Here is a 17,816-nt window from a genome sequence, read left to right on the forward strand (position 1 = left end):
TTTTTTGTATTCGCATCAAGACATCTAGTTTGGTGCCATCTTCCTACATGGTTCAATATGGATATGAACGGCGTTAATGCGATGAATCTTGCGCATCTGTTCTTCAATTTTCTCGGTGATGGTGTGGCTCTCCACCACATTCAGACCGGGATCTACATGGATCACAACATCAACCAGCACGCTGCTTCCATGGTAGCGGGCTTTGATGTCACTGATATCCTTCACTCCCGAAATGGAGGAAATGGTAGTTCGCAGGTCAGCAAGCTTGCTCTCGTCAAAGCCATCTGTCAAACGGTGGGTTGCTTCCCTGAAAATGTCCCAAGCAGTCTTCAAGATGATGAGACCAACAACAAAAGCAGCTAAAGGATCAAGCCAGTGTAATTGGAATTGTGCGCCAGCTACCCCGATAAACGTCCCGATACTGACGAATGCGTCTGAACGGTTGTCAGCGGCTGCTGCATCTAGTGCTTGGCTATTTGTTTTGATGGCGAGCTTTTTATTGTAGCGATAGACGAAAAGCATGATGACTGCGGTTGCAAGTGCTGTCCACCCTGCCAACAGGTCAGGTGCCGCATGCTGTGGGTCTAATAAGGATGGTACGGCATTCGTAACGACTTGAACTCCGACAAATAGCATAATAAATGATGCGACAAGTGCTGAAATCGTCTCCGCCCGAAAATGGCCATACGGGTGATCTTTATCAGGTGGTTTCCTTGCAATACGCAGCCCGATTAAAACAGCAATCGATGCGACGACATCCGTTGAGTTGTTAAGACCATCAGCCATTAAAGCTTCCGACGCAGTAACATACGCAACTCCTATTTTTAATACAGAGCAGAATATGTAGGCGAAAATACTCACCCACGCTCCACGTTCTCCTTGTTTTAGATCCGAATAAACATCCATACCTCATCACCTCAAAATACTTCTCCATCCTGCTTCGAAAACGAGAAAAATCAAAGCGCTGGAAGCAGTTGCTTTTTTTCGAACTTCATCGTAACAGATAGGATTCATGTGGGTCTACAGAAACAGTTTTAGTCCGATTCATGAGAATAGGGGGGAGGAAAATGTGTTGCACACCCGCAATATTTTCACTGGAAAATTTCCCTTGAAATTCATTGGACTTCCCGTTATCCTATTCTTGCAATCCAAAATAAAAAAGCACGGGAGCTTGGAATTCACCAGGCTGAGAGGATGGTACTGTGCCATCGACCGTTGAACCTGAACTGGGTAATGCCAGCGGAGGAATGTCATATACGACACGAAAAGATGCGTGTATCTTTAGGATTAGGATACCCGTTTCTTCTCTACTCTCGCGTTGGCGTCGCATGTTGTTATGCGGCGCTTTTTCGTGGGATGTTTCTTTCGCCTCCCTAAACGGTTCTCGCTTTCGTGCAACCAAAACAAGGAGGTTTTTCTTATGTCATTGGTGTCATCTTTTCCAGGCAGTCACAAAGTATACGAAATAGGTAGTCGTGCGGACATTCGCGTCCCGATGCGAGAGATTTCTCTTCATCCTACCGAAGGATTGTCTGGCTCCACACCCAATCCTCCTCTTCGCGTGTACGATACGAGTGGCGAATATACCGCAACGGGGTACGTTCCTGACATTCAAGCAGGACTGCCCTCCATCCGCCACATGTGGATCGATGAGCGAAATGATGCGGAAACGTATGTCGGTCGCGAACCACAACTAGTTGACGACGGCATCCGAAACGAAGAAAAGGCAGCCACCCTCCCCACTTTCCCTCGAGAGGGCTACAAACCAAAACGGGCAAAGCCAGGGAAAAATGTTACCCAGCTTCATTATGCCCGAAAAAATATCATCACACCGGAAATGGAATACGTTGCCATTCGCGAGGGTGTCTCCCCTGAATTTGTACGGGCAGAAATTGCCGCTGGACGTGCGATTCTCCCTTCTAACGTCAATCATCCGGAAAGCGAGCCGATGATCATTGGCCGCAACTTTCATGTCAAAATCAATGCCAACATCGGAACGTCAGCTGTCAGCTCTTCGATGGAAGAAGAAGTCGAAAAAATGATTTGGTCGGTCCGTTGGGGTGCCGACACTATCATGGACCTCTCGACGGGAAAACATATACACACCACGCGGGAGTGGATTATCCGCAATAGTCCCGTTCCAGTCGGTACTGTCCCGATTTATCAAGCACTTGAAAAAGTAAATGGGAAAGCCGAGGATTTGACATGGGAGGTTTACCGAGACACCTTGATTGAGCAAGCAGAACAAGGCGTCGATTACTTCACCATTCATGCTGGTGTTCTCTTGCGCTACATTCCTATGACCGCTAACCGTGTTACCGGTATCGTCTCTCGCGGCGGATCGATTTTGGCCGCATGGTGCCTGGCCCATCATGAGGAAAACTTTTTGTATACGCATTTCGCTGAAATTTGCGAAATTCTGAAGGCCTACGACATTTGTGTATCCCTTGGAGATGGACTACGTCCTGGCTCTATCGCGGATGCGAATGACGAGGCGCAGTTCGCGGAGCTTGAAACATTGGGAGAACTCACAAAAATTGCGTGGGAACACGACGTACAAGTCATGATTGAAGGCCCTGGTCACGTCCCCATGCATCTCATTCGCGAAAATATGGATAAACAGTTATCCATTTGCCATGAGGCTCCTTTTTACACACTGGGGCCACTCACGACAGATATTGCTCCCGGCTATGATCACATCACTTCAGCGATAGGGGCCGCCATGATCGGATGGTTCGGAACAGCGATGCTCTGCTACGTAACACCTAAGGAGCACCTCGGTCTACCCAATAAAGAGGATGTCCGCAACGGTTTAATCGCATACAAAATCGCAGCGCATGCCGCTGATCTTGCAAAAGGACATCCGCGAGCAAAACAGCGTGACGACGCCTTATCCAAAGCTCGTTTTGATTTTCGCTGGAACGATCAATTCAATTTGTCTCTGGACCCAGAACGCGCCCGCGAATATCACGACGAAACATTGCCAGCAGAAGCCGCCAAGTCAGCCCATTTTTGTTCCATGTGCGGACCAAAATTTTGCAGCATGAAAATTTCGCACGACATTCGTCACATTGCCAATGAACAAGGGGGTGCCCAAGACCCCGCCATTCTTGCAGGGATGCAGGAAAAATCGCGTGAGTTCCGCGAACAAGGAAGCCGTTTGTACCAGCCGTAATGAAGGAGGAAGCCTATGGAGGAAGCCAGTCGTTTACGCGAAAAGATCAGTCGATTAGAAGCTGAGCTAGAGCAATTTAAACAACAATTGCGGCTGATTCAACAGGACTGCAGCCACGTCTATATCGAAACTCCACTTACGCGAACCTGCTCGAAGTGCCTGCAAACCGAAAGCCTTTATTATTAATAGAAAAAGGTCGAAATCCCTTTGGTGGATCTCGACCTTTTTTCTTGCTTATTTCGTCATTCCAACTTGCAATGGAAGTCCTTCTTTATAATAGAGAGAGGGCGATAGCAGAATGAAGAAAATATGGATATGCAGAAAGCCTTGCTTCTTCAAAATGCCGTGTATGGCACTAGCAATCGCGTCATGCTGCTTTTGTTCACGGGGAAACATCATGATCTCTACAGACAAAGGACTGTTCGTCAATTGCTCTACCTGAAGCAGCTCTAATTTCACCTTTTCCTGAGCTACTTCAGCAATTTTGGAAAACTCTTCTATAAGAATCTGAGAAATGGGCTCTATGTCTTGCTTCGCAAAGCCTTTAAACCGAAGAAACGGCAAGTCAATTCCTTCTTTCGTAAATGAGTTCGCACAGTCATTATAAACATGTCTCTAATTGTATATCAATGAAAAAAGGATTAAAGAAAGTGAACAACAAACATTCCCAACTGGAGCAAGAGACGCAAAGAGGGCCATATCAGAGAGCAGCTCCCTTCCCATGAGGTGTGGTGGACGTACCACGGAAGGAGGAAGCAGCTCAACCAGATACAGCCCAATCCGCTGACCCATTGGTTACTTTATACACGTAGTATAGCCCGAATTCAATACTTAATCAATGAAAAAGTTTCGTAAAATTCTAACAGGAGTTCATCCGACAGCACCACTCGTATAGATTATGCCTATCCGTGAAACTGTATTAGAAAACCGGGCACGTCCCAACTAAACATAAAGGTGGCAGCTATGGAACTAACTCCGCTTTTTCCTTTTGAGCCTATCAGCACGGAAGCTATACCTGTAGGACCACAATGGATAGGCCAAGTGAAATGGGATGGTGTTCGCATTCTTACCTACTACGATGGACAAGAGGTCAAACTGTTCAACAGAAAATTAAATGAACGGACTTTCCATTATCCAGAAGTAACCGATCTTCGGTCGTATTGTCATGCCGATTCTGTGATTTTGGATGGGGAAATAATCGCTCTCGGCCCGGACGGAAAGCCTTCTTTTTACGAGGTCATGAAAAGAGACGGGCTGCGCCGTTTAGAGAAGGTCTCCCAGATACAAAAGCTTGTCCCTGTTACATACATGGTTTTCGATGTCCTGTACTGGAATGATGAATGGGTAACTTCCTACCCACTATCAGAGCGACAACAAATACTCGCAAAAATCATCACTCCTACTTCTCATGTGCAGCTCGTTGAAAATTTTGCTGATGGAGACGCTCTTTACCGTGTCATAGAAGCTCAAGGCATGGAAGGAATCATGATGAAGGATGCGTCGAGCAGCTACTTGATCAATGGGAAAGATCAACGCTGGAGAAAGAAAAAGTATTACCGGGATCTCATCGCTGTCGTAGGCGGCGTGACGCTTCGGAATCAGATTGTCAATTCGTTGCTTCTGGGCCTGTTTGATCAACAAGGTTCTTTTTGGTACATCGGCCATGCAGGTACTGGAAAATTGACGCAAACGGACTGGCGCGCTTTAACGGAGCGAATACAGCCCCTCGTCCAACAGAAGATGTCTTTTGTTAACAAGCCACCACGCGTAGCCAATACTTTATGGATACAGCCGGAAATTACCGTCAAAATCAAATTTGCAGAGTGGAAAGAAGGGCATTCCTTGCGACAGCCAAGCATACAAGGCTTTGTGGATGTCCCTCCCCACCAGTGTGTTTTGGAGTAAGGAACCCCTTGACTTTCGACCTCATTGTCGAAACGAACCAGACTGTTTTGCTTTCCCCAGCTTTTGCTTGCCATGATTAAGAGCCTGCATTTCCCCGTAGCTCGTCAACAGCGCTATCAGTAAGAGGGCAATATACGCAACGGCTGTCGCCACCCCTCCAACCGCTGATTTATCCTTGAAAAAGTCCCCAATCAAAATCACGATCACACAACCACTCAAACAGACTGTCGTGGTCCATACCATCGACCGGTAAAATCGATAAAGCTTCGTTCCTTCGGGAATGAGGCTTTGCTCTCTTCCTTTGTTCTTTCGCCTTACGTGAATGAGCAAAAAGATCGCCAACGGGAATTGAAAGACGAGCACGAACAACGGCAAGCTATAACTAATAAATTGATCGATATTCGCTACATTTGGAAACGCAAATATGGACGATACAACGATGAACCATCCACACGGAGCATTGAATGTATTGTAATGCCGCTGTCCCCCAAATGATCCCACCCCCACTAAAAATGCCAAGTAAGCGACTATGACTTTAATTGTGAAAGCCGGGAACCAAACACTAAAGAGGATCATTTCGACCCTGTCCAGAAAATCTGTGACGTGGATTTGCTGGACGAGAATATAGATGGGGAAATTCAGTCGACTAGCGATAATGAAGCCCATCACCCCGAGCAAGACAAGCAACATAATCGTCGTCCCAAAGCCAACAATGATGATCCCGTGTTTCATCGCAGCATAAAATAGTCGCGGCTCTACAATGGCATGTAAGAACGCCCCAATGAGAAAAATATCACCATATACACCCACTGGTAAAAAGTTGCTAACCACGATCTGATCCAATCTATTGGTTAAGATTGGTTCTAATCGCTCTACGTTGTATTCATTCATCAGCAGGAAATATAACGAAATGCACATGATGAAATAAAGAGGAAAATAAAACTCATTTACTCGCGCCGCCACCTCAAGACTCGTTTTGCCATAGTACATCATCAGCAGGACGAAGACGAGTAAGATGACCTCCAATGGTGTGGAAGGCAATAAAGAGATATGTAAAAAATCAGCAGCCCCTTTAATATCGATCGCCAGAATGATCCAAATGTAAAACAAAATGAGGAGATTGATAACTCCACCAATCCACTTCCCGCCAATAATAAACAAGATTTCAAAGATATTCTTCCCAGGGTAAGCCTCCACCAGCTCACTCAAAACGTAGGCGATAAAAATCGCATAAAAGATGGGAAAAATTTGAGAGAACCAACCATCCATCCTCGCTACCTGAACGACAGACCGCAAGAAACCGATCATCATTCCTGTCATCAAGACACTGCCGACGAGCCAGGCAATTTGTCGATGATTGACAACTTGCTTGTGAATCATACTTGGGCCTCCTTATACGAACTGATCCACCCACCGTTTCACATAAGGCGAGAACATATTCATGATATTACTCGTGGGCAGGATTTGATAATACTGGAATTGCAATGCAATCAGAAAAACAATGGTTAAGGTGTAGAAAATAACAATGACTCGCTGCTGTCTTCCATCCATGCCTTTTCGCTTCAGGATGAATTCTCCAATGGAAAGTAACAGCATGAAGACAAAAAAGACCAGAAATATTCTATTCATGATCATCTTCACCTTTGGTTATATTCTTCGTTGTCTGTCCGAAATTGACCACGTTCACTTTGGACCGGATTTCATATGTGATTTTCGGAAGCTCCTCATTCCACCTGTTCCGATATCGGTATCGCCACTCTCGCGGATAGTTCCTTGACAATGCGATTCCTAAGCCAATGAAATCTGTATGTTTCTTTTGTATCGTTTGCATCATATGGTTTACACCGTTATTGATTTGCTCGACGAGCTTCGCTTGCAGCATTCTAATATTTTTCTCTTCCTCGAGATCGAGGTTTGACAAATTCTCCACCACAACGGCAGAAGCGTAAAGATCAATTTTGAAATGGACGTGGCCTTTCTTGATCACGGGCTTGATATTTGCCCTTCCTTTCGAAAGAGTTATCGTAAGCCGTTCGTGCTTGTTAAGGGACAGCACAACAGAAAACGGTGTAAAATCGCGTTGGAACAATCGCAAACCGAGCAGTTCTTTGGGCTTCACGATGGTTACGAGCTTGTCACGTCGAAATAAGCCAACCCCCGTCGCCTCTATTTCTTTTGACTTTCCTTTCGGATGGGAATCGACTGCTGCCAGAACGGGCAAGATGGCATCAACCCCTGGTGTACCGAGCATCTGAGCCACATCCTTCAACGTTACCGTAATGCCCCCCATCTTGACCAACTCACGCATCGCTTCTCCTGAAAAGCGTTCAAATTGCGGCTGTGCGGTTAGTAATTCAATTGCTTTGCCTTTTGTCATGACAATGTAAGCTGTCAGTCTGTTTTCCGGAAAACGCGCCACAATATCCAGCACATCTGACATTCCGTCCTTTGCTAGTTCTTCGCCTATGACGATCATCCGGTGATGGGAGTAGTAAATTTCCCGAGACATTCTTGCTTGGATCAATCCATTCGCTTCCCGAATCGTCCTGCCTACTGCGGAATCGACGTAATAACTCTTATCACCACTCGTCCCCCCACCACCTCCGGACTGGGCGCCTAGGCTACTGACCAGAGGGACCTGAATGGATAACCGATACCTGCCGTCTGGTTCCTTATCCATCGCCATTGCAATGACGATAGCCATATCATTTACTTCTCGGCGATCCCAACAACCAGATACCAGGAACATACAGAGCGACACCACCAAAATGCGGGTCACAGCCTTCACGATTGTCCCTCCTCGTTTGGATGACGGTTTCCTGTCACCCCTGATTGCCCTCCTCTTTGCTGAATAGAATTAGCAAAACCATTGTTCATACGCCTAGCATTTTGTACACCCAAAAAGCTCGGGCGTTTTTCCATCATCGACCATGGAGCCCTCATCAGTACGTCTTTGAGATCGCCGATCGACATCGGGCCTAGCGGCGATAAATAAGGGACACCAAAAGAGCGCAGGTTGGCCATATGACCAAGGATGAGCAATAACGCTACCAGCATTCCATAGATGCCGAGGATCGAAGCCGCAATCATGATCGGAAAACGCAGCATTCGGAGTGAAATCGATGCATTAAAATGTGGGATCGTAAACGAGGCAATCCCTGTAAGCGATACAACGATAACCATGGGGGCAGAAACAATCCCTGCCTGCACGGCTGCCTGACCAACGACCAGCGCACCTAAAATACTGACAGCTTGCCCGACCGTTTTCGGAAGACGAATCCCCGCTTCTCGCAAGGCTTCAAAAGAAATTTCCATAATAAAAGCCTCCACGATAGCTGGAAAAGGAATGGACTCGCGCGCAGCCGCAATACTTAACAGGAGCGTGGTCGGTAGCATCTGTTGATGATAAGTCGTAATGGCCACATATAAAGCAGGGGTAATGAGCGAAATGATGAGAAATACATATCGCAGCAGTCGAACAAGGGTAGCCATTTGAAATCGCTCGTAATAATCCTCGCTGGCCTGCATCATCATCCAAAACGTAACAGGCACGATCAAAACCATCGGTGTCCCATCCACAAATATCGCGACACGCCCCTCCAGCAATGCCGCAGCAACCGTGTCTGGGCGCTCGGAATACATCACCTGAGGGAAAGGCGAGTACGTGTTATCCTGAATCATCTCTTCGATATATCCGCTTTCCAGCACAGCATCTAAATTGATCTTACTGATTCGACCAGTGACCTCCTGTACGATCTCTGGATCAGCAATCCCATCCAGAAAGGCAACCACCAGATTGGTGTTCGTCTCACGTCCAACTACCAAGGACTTCATTTTCAATCGAGGTGTTCGCAATTTGCGCCGCAGCATCGACGTGTTCGTGCGAATATTTTCGATAAAGCCCTCACGCGGCCCCCTTACGACCGCTTCTCCTTCTGGTTCGTTAACTGAACGTTTTTCTGCTCCACGAATGCCGAGTGTCAACGCTTCTGTATTCCCCTCTACAAGAATGCCTGTATCACCTGAGAGCACAGCTTGTAGCAGCTTTTTATAATCGTCTACTCTTCCCATCTGCGAAACGGGCAAAAGTGACTCTTCTATCACTTTTATATCTTCATCGCCGTCCTCAAGCACCATTAACGATTTCAGTGCAGAATTGACCTCTTTGGTATCAATTAGCCCATCTACGAAGACAGCAATCGCTCGGACACTGTTTTTTTGGCAGAATTCTCGTATAACAAAATCGGAGCAATCCGCGAACATTTTTTTCAACAGTTCAATGTTCTCTTCCAATCGAGGCGAAATCGGTATACCTTCCAGCTCAATCAAGCTGCAGGCATTCATTGTCTCAATCAGTTCTTTCATTTTATCTTTCTTCTTGAATTTCATTTCATCACCAACCACTGGAAATCTACCCGTATTATGGTTGATCGACAGGGAATATATGCAAAGAGGTATTCCTTTTACATAGAGAACCACGGATGGGAGATAGTAGGAACACCTACTACCTTTTCAAAAGAAGGTGAAAACATCATTGCGTCCTGCAACAAAAGAGTACGAGCTGACGATTGACAATCATACATTGTCGATTACAAATCCTGACAAGCCTCTATGGCCACAGGCCAAGGTAAGCAAGCTAGATTACTTGCGCTATTTGCTGGTTGTCGCAGCCCCACTCCTACGGTATAGCAAAGATCGACTCTTAACCGTCATTCGCTACCCTCACGGAGTTGGCGACAAGCACTTCTATCAAAAAAACGCCCCTGACTATGCGCCGGACTGGATACAAACGCATACGTGGGAAAATGTTCGTTACGTCCTGTGCAATGACCGGGCGACACTCGTGTGGATGGCAAATCAAGCGGCATTGGAGTGGCACGTCTCCTTTCACCTCGCCAAGGATGAGACTCCGACAGAACTCGTTTTTGACCTCGACCCTTCCACAGATGATTTTGCCGTAGTGATAGAATCTGCCCTTTTGCTGAAACAACTGCTCGATGAATTACAGCTGCCTTCATGGGTCAAAACATCTGGTTCCAGCGGCTTGCAAATATACATTCCGATTGAACTCCGCTATACGTTTGAACAGACACGCCAGGTCGGACATTTTATCGCAGCCTATTTAGTCAGCAAGCATCCCTCACTATTAACTATCGAGCGCTTAGTGAAAAATCGGGGAGATAAGCTGTACATTGACTATTTGCAACACTGGCGGGGGAAAACATTGCCAGTACCTTATTCTACCCGTGCAAAAGAACAGGCAACCGTATCAACACCACTCCTGTGGGAGGAGGTTCCCCATTGTCATCCCACAGACTTCACCGTTTATTCGGTGCCCAAACGGCTGGAAACGTTCGGAGATTTATTCTCATCCGTATCTGCTCCGACGAAACGAGCCTCCCTTGATGCCATCCTCGGCTTTTTGCAGTCCCAGTAAGCCATTAGTTGGAATCCAGCAACGTATTTGTGCTATACTTGGCACAGATGTTTTGAGGCAAGGAGGCACATTCATGATTGATCCGATCGCAATTGCAATCGGCCCCTTAAAGATTCACTGGTATGGCATTATTATGGGGCTGGCGTTTTTCTTGGGTACTTATCTCGCACGCTACAATTCCAAACGTTCTGGCATTGATCCTGATCACGTCTTGAACATGGTGGTTCTGATCATTCCAGCAGCCATCGTTTGTGCAAGATTGTATTATGTAACGTTTGAATGGGAGCAGTACAAAGACAATCCACTGGACATCTTTGCAGTTTGGCAAGGCGGTTTGGCTATTCACGGTGGATTAATCGGTGGTGTTCTGGCAGGAAGCTGGTATATTCGAAAACATAATCTGCCGTTCCTTCGTTTGGCTGACATTTTTATGCCCAGCGTTATTCTAGGGCAGGCTATCGGACGTTGGGGTAACTTTATTAACCAGGAAGCACATGGTGATGTTGTTTCTGCCGAATTCATGGAGAAGTTCCCTGCATTCATCCGCGAGCAAATGTTTATCGGCGGACAATACTACCACCCTACGTTCTTGTACGAATCGCTATGGAACCTCCTCGTTTTCGCCATTCTCATGTTCATGCTGTACCGATTCAAAAAATTCGATGGACAGGTCTTGTTCAGCTACATGATTCTGTATTCAATCGGTCGCTTCTACATTGAGGGAATGCGTACAGACAGTCTGTTAATAGCCGATACCCTACGTGTCGCTCAATTAGTCAGCCTGTGCTTAATTGCTGCCGGTGTCATCTTGTTGCTCGTGTTTGCACGTAAAAGCAAGCAGACAGGACATTCCCAAAACTCGATCGAATAACGTCAACATGCCATATCCATTGCCACTCAGGTCAGTCCGACTGGGTGGTTTTTTCTTTGCCTTGTCTGAATTGTCGCAATGCAGGCAATAACTAGCAGAAAGAATGACAAAGGAGGGGAATAAGATGGATGATGGAATTTTGGAGGAGTATCTCGATCGCTACGTACGTATTCATTTTGCTCCAGGTATGATCGGCCAAGGATTATCCGCATATGCAGAAGGCAAATTGTATGATTACAGCCCAAATGGCATATTAATTGAAGAGCGGGATGGCTCACTGGATTATATCCCATTCTCTGCTGTACGCCTCGTGCAAATTAAACCCAAGCCCGGTCTATGGGAGCGATTAACTGGATCAAGTTAATGAAAAAGACACCTTCCCGCGTACTCTACACGGAAAGGTGTCTGTTATCTGTTGGATAAAGCTGTAGCTCTACAGGAATACGTCAAACACGACGTAGCATGCAGCAGCCAAAAGTCCTGTAATCGGAAGGGTAATGACCCAAGTGACCAAGATTCGGCCAGCCAGGCCCCATTTTACTGCGTTCAGCTTTTGCGATGCCCCAACCCCCAAGATGGCGGATGTGATCACGTGCGTTGTGCTCACCGGCAGTTTCAAAGCTGTAAAGATTGTGATAATCAAGGCAGAAGACAAGTCTGCTGAGAAACCGGAAACTGGCTTGATTTTCATAATCTTACCACCCAAGGTCTTGATGATACGCCATCCACCAAAAGCTGTACCTAAAGCCATTGCAATAGCAGCTGATAGTTTTACCCACAGTGGAATGACGAATTCGCCCGGTGCTTGAATCAAGAATCCACCAGAAATCAGAGCAAGGGTGATTACGCCCATTGTTTTTTGCGCATCGTTGGCTCCATGGCTGAAGGCCTGCCAAGCTGCTGACACTACTTGCATCGAACGGAAACCTCGATTGGTTTTGTGGTAGGCTGAGTTACGAACAAACCAAGAAACAAGCTTGATCACGACAAAACCAACAGCAAACGCAACAAGCGGGGATACGATCAACGCTTGGATAATGCTAATGAAGCCTGACCAGTTAATGGCACCACTTCCTGCGGCACCAAAAGCAGCACCTGCAACGCCTCCGATAATCGCGTGCGAGGACGAGCTAGGAATTCCGAACCACCAGGTGATTAGGTTCCACAAAATCGCAGATGTCAACGCGGCCAAAACGACGACCAATCCATTTTCCAGCTTGAACGGATCGGTAATGCCTCCCCCGATTGTCTTCGCTACACCCGTATACGAGAGTGCCCCGAGTAAGTTACACACGGATGCAATAATAATCGCGGTTTTCGGACTTAATGCACGCGTCGAAACAGAAGTCGCAATCGCGTTCGCCGTATCATGAAAACCATTGATAAAGTCAAAAGCTAGCGCCATGATGACGACGAGTACGAGAATAATCACCTCTGGCGAAAGATCAGGCATTCTTTAACACGATCCCTTCTACCAGGTTGGAGACGTCCTCAGCGAAGTCAGCACAGTCTTCGAGTTTATCATAAATCTCTTTGAGTTTGATCGCTTCCATTGGGTTGGTATCAGGAGAATTCAACAAATCAGATACCATTTTGCGGTAGTTGGAGTCAGATTCATGCTCCAAGTCTTTGATTTCCCCAGCGATTTGTGTCACGACTTTATGATCCAGCTTGCGCAGTGTGCGAATCAGCTCGATCAACTTAGCCGAGCATTTCACCAAAATATTGGCTTGTGCCAATACACGTGGATCTGGTTGAGTCACTTGGTACAGATACATACGATCAGCGACACCGTCAATGTAGTCGATCATCGAGTCCATCGTATGAGCGAGCTGGTGAATGTCTTCACGCTCAAGCGGAGTGATAAAAGTAGAGTTCAACTCGTTCATGATACGACGAACGATTTCGTCTCCTTCTTTCTCGACAGCCTTGATTGCCTTAACCTTTGTTTCTAGATCTTGATAGTTTCCTATCATTTCATAGAAAAGATGAGTTCCTTTGTGCACAGTGGCAATCTGCTGCTCGAACAGATCAAAGAAGATATACTTGTTTGATTTCAACATACGGGACTTCTTCACTCCTTTGAATAAATGACACCTAACAGATTATATCGAAAGTTATTGTTTCCGTAAATTTAAAATCAAGGTCAAGTGTGTATATTTTTCTTTAAGGAATTATTAAGTTTTTGTAAATGCTCTTTACAATCAAAAAAAACACCCGTGTCAAGAGAGCTGACGAGTGTTAGTTTTGCCAATATTTATCTTTTCATTCGAAGCGACCATCATGCAGTCTTTCCTTTTTTTCGCTTCATACATAAGCATATCTGCTTTTTTCGCTAACTCTTCCGCTGTTGAAGCATGGTGAGGATACGAGGCTACTCCGATACTGACCGTGACACCTGAAAGAGCGTGTCTGACTTGATTTTGAATTCGTTCTCCGATTGCGAGCCCTCTTAATGTGTCTGTATGTGTTAACAGGACGACGAATTCTTCCCCACCCCATCTTCCAACCGTATCTTGTTTACGAACACTTGCTTGCAGGAGTCTTGCAAATTGGCAAAGGAGTCGGTCGCCTTCCAAATGGCCATATGAATCATTGAATATTTTGAAATTATCCAAATCAATAAACAATAAAGTAACAGATTGATGATTGCTTTTTGCCAACTCTACTTCTTCAACCAACTTGTCCAGAAATCTGCGATTGACGAGAACGCCTGTAAGTGAATCGTGATACGCCATCTGCCGCAACTGATCTACATATTTACCTATTTGATAGGCAGCAAGCGTCTGAATGACAGACACAAGTAAAAGAAAGACAATCATACTCTCATCCGTCGGCAATCCGTATCCGATTAACCAAACCGAGATCATCACACAGGACACACCCAAGCTAATCCAGCGTGAGCCCAAAGTACACTACCCCCAATCTATCCGATGTAAACCCTCTTTCATTTCGGACATTAGACCTATCTAAAAAAAGATTTAGTAGGTCTTTTTTCGTATAATCAGGAATATTTTACCTATCTTTTTTTGTAAGTTCAAGCAAAACCACGAAACTGTCACTTATTCATTCAAACGAATCTTGGAAAAAATCCTGACAACCAGCCTGTGGTCTATACAACTGCTGCAAGATGAATTGGAACCAATTGGAAGGGACAAGCTAATGGCTAATAAAAACAGACGGGAGTGAATGAATGTATGCCCCGTATTGAAGCAGTAGCTACAGCAGTACCTCCCCACGAGATTACACAAGAGGATTCCATGAAGCTGGCACGCTTATTCTTTCAAGATGCATTTCCCGACATAGACCGCTTGTTACACGTATTTGCACACAGTCACATTCAAAAGCGACATTTTAGCATGCCAATGGATTGGTTTTTGGAGGACCGGCCATTTGCAGAGAAAAATCAATTGTATATCGAGCATGCGGAAGCCTTGGCAGAGGAAGCAGCCCGAAAGTGTTTGACAAAAGCTGGTGTCGAGCCGTCATCCATCGATTGTCTGATGTTTGTATCCAGCACAGGAATTGCGACCCCAAGCCTTGATTCCCGCTTGCTCCACCGTTTAGGACTCCGTCCGCAAGCAACCCGTGTCCCGTTGTGGGGCCTGGGCTGTGCCGGTGGAGCGATGGGATTGTCTCGGGCATGTGAGTACACCCGGGCTTATCCCTCGCGGCGAGTATTGCTTGTGAGCGTAGAACTGTGCGGCTTGACCTTCATCCGACAAGATTTGTCCAAAAGCAATTTGGTCGCAACGTGCCTATTTGGAGATGGAGCAGCAGCCGTATTAATAGAAGGAGACCAAGTCTTGTCCTCCTCTGACGCACCCAAGGTCCAATTCTGTGATGCGCGAACGACAACATGGCCCGATACCGTAGATGTCATGGGATGGAAATTGACCGATCCGGGGTTAAAAGTCATTTTCTCTCGCGACATCCCTACTCTCATTCGTTCTTCGATGCGAGAAAACGTCGAGAGCTTTTTGTCACCGCATGGGATGTCTATTGATCATCTGCGTCATTTCATTTTCCATCCAGGTGGAGCCAAGGTATTAACGGCTTACCAGCGGTCTCTGGGTATTGGCACAGAAGCCACTCGTTTTTCTGAAGATGTCTTAACCCATTTTGGAAACATGTCTTCCCCTACGGTTCTGTTCGTCTTGGAAAAAAGTATGGAGAGGGCGTGGGAGCCAGGGGATCGCGGTTTGGTCGCTGCGCTTGGACCCGGATTTAGCTCCGAGCTGTTACTTCTGGAGGCGAGATAGTCATGTTGCTCTTCTTTGGATTCGTTATGTGTGTAGTCGTGTTGCAGCGGCTGGTTGAGCTTCTCGTTGCCCTGAGGAATGCCCGCTATATCCGCTCGAAAGGGGGCTATGAGGTTGGGGCGAGTCATTACAAATACATCGTCCTTCTTCATCTTCTCTTTTTTCTCTCGCTTATTTTCGAAGTGGTGGGTAAAGGTAGCGCCATGGTTTTGCCCTCTTGGTGGGCGGTTCCGTTCAGCCTGTTTTTGATCGCGCAAGGGCTTCGGTACTGGTGTATTCGCAGCTTGGGCAAACGGTGGAATACCCGCATCTTCATACTCCCAGGCGAGGCTCCGATCAAGCGTGGTCCTTATCGGTTCATTCGTCACCCCAACTACTTGGTCGTATCGCTTGAGTTGCTCCTACTCCCCCTGACATTTTCCGCTGTGACAACCGCCTTGACGTTTTCACTCTTGAATGCCTGGCTGCTCCTGCGTATACGGATTCCCTTGGAAGAAGCAAGCATCTACGAGGGTCATAGCGAGTCATAAAAACAAAAAGCCTTTGGCACACGCACATGCCAAAGACTTTTTATGGAGTAAAAGGTTTATCACTTGTCATTCTGCGGGAAAAGAAAAGAAGCTGTTACTCTTTCCCGTGAGGTGGATCAAGTGAATCGTACAACCATAGTGGAGCCTCAGGAGACGAAACGTATCATCGTCCGAGACTTTTTCGCTTTGATTGAAACGGTACCGAACAAGGACGACCAGGCCAGTATTCAAACCTTTCTTCGCTATTTGCAAAGTCTGCTAAGAATCAAGCAAGTCGTTCCTCCGGTTGTAGAAATTATGACGGTCATCAAACAAAACAAGCCACTTCTCTACCACGCGGCACGCAGAATTACTCTTCCTTCAAGCAATCTACACATGCTATTTCAGCTAGAAATGGATATTATGCTTGCACACGAAAGGCTCCGTCAGTACGACAAATGATTTGGGTAGGCTTTGCCTTACCCTTTCAAGTTTTCTGGATTCAGACATTCAAGCTCTGCAATGACAAAACGACCATCTTTGCGAATCAGGACGTCGTCAAACCAGATTTCCCCTCCGCCCCAATCCGGACGCTGGATGGAAACCATGTCCCAGTGCACAGACGATTTGTTCCCATTGTATGCTTCGTCATAGCATTGACCAGGCGTGAAGTGGAAGCTTCCGTCTATTTTTTCGTCAAACAAGATATCTTTCATCGGGTTGCGAATGTAAGGATTCACACCAATAGCGAATTCCCCAACAAATCGCGCTCCCTCGTCCGTATCCAAAATTTGATTCAAGCGTTCGGTATCGTTCGCTGTTGCTTCCACAATTTTGCCATCCTTGAAGGTCAAGCGAACATTTTCGAAAGTGAAGCCGTGGTATGGTGTTGGTGCATTATGAGTGATAACACCATTTACGGAATCCTTCACAGGTGCTGTATACACTTCACCATCTGGTATATTGCGCAGGCCAGCACATTTCACAGCAGGAATGTCCTTGATTGAGAAGGTGAGATCCGTTTCAGGTCCTACCAAGCGTACCTTGTCTGTGCGATTCATCAAGTCAACCAGACTATCCATTGCTTTGTCCATTTTCGCATAATCCAGGTTACATACTTGGAAGTAAAAATCTTCAAAAGCTGCTGTAGACATATTCGCAAGCTGCGCCATGGAAGGATTCGGATAACGAAGAACAACCCACTTCGTTTTCGGTACGCGCACGTTCATCACTGGCAGCTCATACAGGCGAGAGTAGATGCTGAGCTTGTCACTTGGAACATCCGCCATCTCATTGATGTTGTTCGCTGCACGAATTCCGATGTAACCTTGCATTTTCTCCATGAGTTCAACTTCATGTTGAGCCATGGTCTTCAACTGCTCTTCATTGCAATTCATTGCGATTTCTCGGCTTACGGCGGGATCAATCAATTGAACATAAGGACTGCCGCCTGCTTTGTAAATCTCACGCACGAGGGCTTGCACCAAATCCGGTGTGTCCCCTTTCGCGTTGATCAAAATGTTTTCCCCTGGCTGTACTCGTACAGAATAGTTAACCAGATTGTACGCTAATTGATCTAATCGTGAGTCTCTCATTCGTGGCACACCCTTTTTAAATTTTCTGATTCCTCTTGTATTTTTACCGATACAATCTACTA

19 protein-coding genes and 1 riboswitch are annotated in these 17,816 nt (G+C 46.3%); of the genes, 9 read left to right on the plus strand and 10 right to left on the minus strand.

Annotated elements, in window-relative coordinates; translation table 11 throughout:
- Positions 1–24: 24 nt before the first annotated feature.
- Complete coding sequence (locus AB432_RS18895; protein WP_048033588.1) at positions 25–906, minus strand: cation diffusion facilitator family transporter; 882 nt, start codon at positions 904–906, stop codon at positions 25–27.
- Positions 907–1,153: 247 nt separating this feature from the next.
- Positions 1,154–1,266: riboswitch (TPP riboswitch) on the plus strand.
- A gap of 154 nt (positions 1,267–1,420) precedes the next feature.
- Between AB432_RS18895 and thiC the strand changes: the two genes are divergently transcribed.
- Positions 1,421–3,175, plus strand: a complete 1,755-nt coding sequence (thiC, locus tag AB432_RS18900; RefSeq protein WP_048033589.1) for a phosphomethylpyrimidine synthase ThiC — start codon at positions 1,421–1,423, stop codon at positions 3,173–3,175.
- A gap of 15 nt (positions 3,176–3,190) precedes the next feature.
- Positions 3,191–3,361, plus strand: a complete 171-nt coding sequence (locus AB432_RS30835; protein WP_173628881.1) for a hypothetical protein — start codon at positions 3,191–3,193, stop codon at positions 3,359–3,361.
- 48 nt (positions 3,362–3,409) lie between these two features.
- Here the strand turns inward: AB432_RS30835 and AB432_RS18905 are convergent, their stop codons facing one another.
- Entirely contained in the window at positions 3,410–3,739 is a 330-nt protein-coding gene (locus tag AB432_RS18905; RefSeq protein WP_048033590.1) for a DUF1904 family protein, read from the minus strand.
- A 399-nt stretch (positions 3,740–4,138) separates the two neighbouring features.
- On the opposite strand from AB432_RS18905, the gene AB432_RS18910 reads away from it, so the two are divergent.
- Complete coding sequence (locus tag AB432_RS18910) at positions 4,139–5,080, plus strand: ATP-dependent DNA ligase (RefSeq protein WP_048033591.1); 942 nt, start codon at positions 4,139–4,141, stop codon at positions 5,078–5,080.
- 21 nt (positions 5,081–5,101) lie between these two features.
- On the opposite strand, the gene AB432_RS18915 is transcribed toward AB432_RS18910, so the two are convergent.
- Genes AB432_RS18915 through AB432_RS18930 form a run of 4 tightly spaced genes read right to left on the minus strand, consistent with a single transcriptional unit; the run spans position 5,102 to position 9,469 of the window.
- On the minus strand, positions 5,102–6,460 hold the full coding sequence (locus AB432_RS18915; RefSeq protein ID WP_048033592.1) for a GerAB/ArcD/ProY family transporter: 1,359 nt from the start codon (positions 6,458–6,460) through the stop codon (positions 5,102–5,104).
- A gap of 12 nt (positions 6,461–6,472) precedes the next feature.
- Entirely contained in the window at positions 6,473–6,709 is a 237-nt protein-coding gene (locus AB432_RS18920) for a hypothetical protein (RefSeq protein ID WP_048033593.1), read from the minus strand.
- On the minus strand, positions 6,702–7,868 hold the full coding sequence (locus tag AB432_RS18925) for a Ger(x)C family spore germination protein (RefSeq protein WP_048033594.1): 1,167 nt from the start codon (positions 7,866–7,868) through the stop codon (positions 6,702–6,704). Before AB432_RS18925 ends, AB432_RS18920 begins: the two co-directional genes overlap by 8 nt.
- Positions 7,865–9,469, minus strand: a complete 1,605-nt coding sequence (locus AB432_RS18930; RefSeq protein ID WP_048035887.1) for a spore germination protein — start codon at positions 9,467–9,469, stop codon at positions 7,865–7,867. Before AB432_RS18930 ends, AB432_RS18925 begins: the two co-directional genes overlap by 4 nt.
- Before the next feature lie 145 nt (positions 9,470–9,614).
- Here AB432_RS18930 and ligD point away from each other — a divergent pair, with 145 nt between their 5' ends.
- The 3 genes from ligD to AB432_RS18945 all read left to right on the plus strand — a co-directional run bounded on the left by ligD (position 9,615) and on the right by AB432_RS18945 (position 11,752).
- The gene (gene ligD, locus AB432_RS18935; RefSeq protein ID WP_048033595.1) at positions 9,615–10,517 is read left to right on the plus strand and encodes a non-homologous end-joining DNA ligase; all 903 of its coding nucleotides are present in this window, start codon (positions 9,615–9,617) and stop codon (positions 10,515–10,517) included.
- A gap of 73 nt (positions 10,518–10,590) precedes the next feature.
- Complete coding sequence (gene lgt, locus AB432_RS18940; RefSeq protein WP_048033596.1) at positions 10,591–11,388, plus strand: prolipoprotein diacylglyceryl transferase; 798 nt, start codon at positions 10,591–10,593, stop codon at positions 11,386–11,388.
- Between the two features lie 124 nt (positions 11,389–11,512).
- Positions 11,513–11,752: a hypothetical protein gene (locus AB432_RS18945; protein WP_048033597.1), complete on the plus strand. Its 240-nt coding sequence runs from the start codon at positions 11,513–11,515 to the stop codon at positions 11,750–11,752.
- A 69-nt stretch (positions 11,753–11,821) separates the two neighbouring features.
- On the opposite strand, the gene AB432_RS18950 is transcribed toward AB432_RS18945, so the two are convergent.
- The 3 genes from AB432_RS18950 to AB432_RS18960 all read right to left on the minus strand — a co-directional run bounded on the left by AB432_RS18950 (position 11,822) and on the right by AB432_RS18960 (position 14,297).
- Positions 11,822–12,841, minus strand: a complete 1,020-nt coding sequence (locus tag AB432_RS18950) for an inorganic phosphate transporter (RefSeq protein WP_048033598.1) — start codon at positions 12,839–12,841, stop codon at positions 11,822–11,824.
- Positions 12,834–13,451 (minus strand): DUF47 domain-containing protein, encoded by a 618-nt coding sequence (locus AB432_RS18955; RefSeq protein ID WP_007728239.1) that lies wholly within the window; start codon positions 13,449–13,451, stop codon positions 12,834–12,836. Before AB432_RS18955 ends, AB432_RS18950 begins: the two co-directional genes overlap by 8 nt.
- A gap of 159 nt (positions 13,452–13,610) precedes the next feature.
- Positions 13,611–14,297 carry a GGDEF domain-containing protein gene (locus tag AB432_RS18960; RefSeq protein ID WP_048033599.1) on the minus strand — a complete coding sequence of 229 codons (687 nt, stop codon included), beginning with the start codon at positions 14,295–14,297 and terminating at the stop codon, positions 13,611–13,613.
- 288 nt (positions 14,298–14,585) lie between these two features.
- Between AB432_RS18960 and AB432_RS18965 the strand changes: the two genes are divergently transcribed.
- From AB432_RS18965 to AB432_RS18975, 3 genes are all read left to right on the plus strand, one after another.
- Entirely contained in the window at positions 14,586–15,650 is a 1,065-nt protein-coding gene (locus tag AB432_RS18965) for a type III polyketide synthase (protein ID WP_048033600.1), read from the plus strand.
- A gap of 2 nt (positions 15,651–15,652) precedes the next feature.
- Positions 15,653–16,180 (plus strand): isoprenylcysteine carboxyl methyltransferase family protein, encoded by a 528-nt coding sequence (locus AB432_RS18970; RefSeq protein ID WP_048033601.1) that lies wholly within the window; start codon positions 15,653–15,655, stop codon positions 16,178–16,180.
- A 120-nt stretch (positions 16,181–16,300) separates the two neighbouring features.
- Positions 16,301–16,621 (plus strand): hypothetical protein, encoded by a 321-nt coding sequence (locus AB432_RS18975; protein WP_026043151.1) that lies wholly within the window; start codon positions 16,301–16,303, stop codon positions 16,619–16,621.
- 17 nt (positions 16,622–16,638) lie between these two features.
- Here AB432_RS18975 and AB432_RS18980 read toward each other — a convergent pair whose 3' ends face one another.
- Positions 16,639–17,754, minus strand: a complete 1,116-nt coding sequence (locus AB432_RS18980) for an aminopeptidase (RefSeq protein ID WP_047068072.1) — start codon at positions 17,752–17,754, stop codon at positions 16,639–16,641.
- Positions 17,755–17,816: the final 62 nt, after the last annotated feature.

Source organism: Brevibacillus brevis (assembly GCF_001039275.2).
Classification (GTDB): domain Bacteria; phylum Bacillota; class Bacilli; order Brevibacillales; family Brevibacillaceae; genus Brevibacillus; species Brevibacillus brevis_C.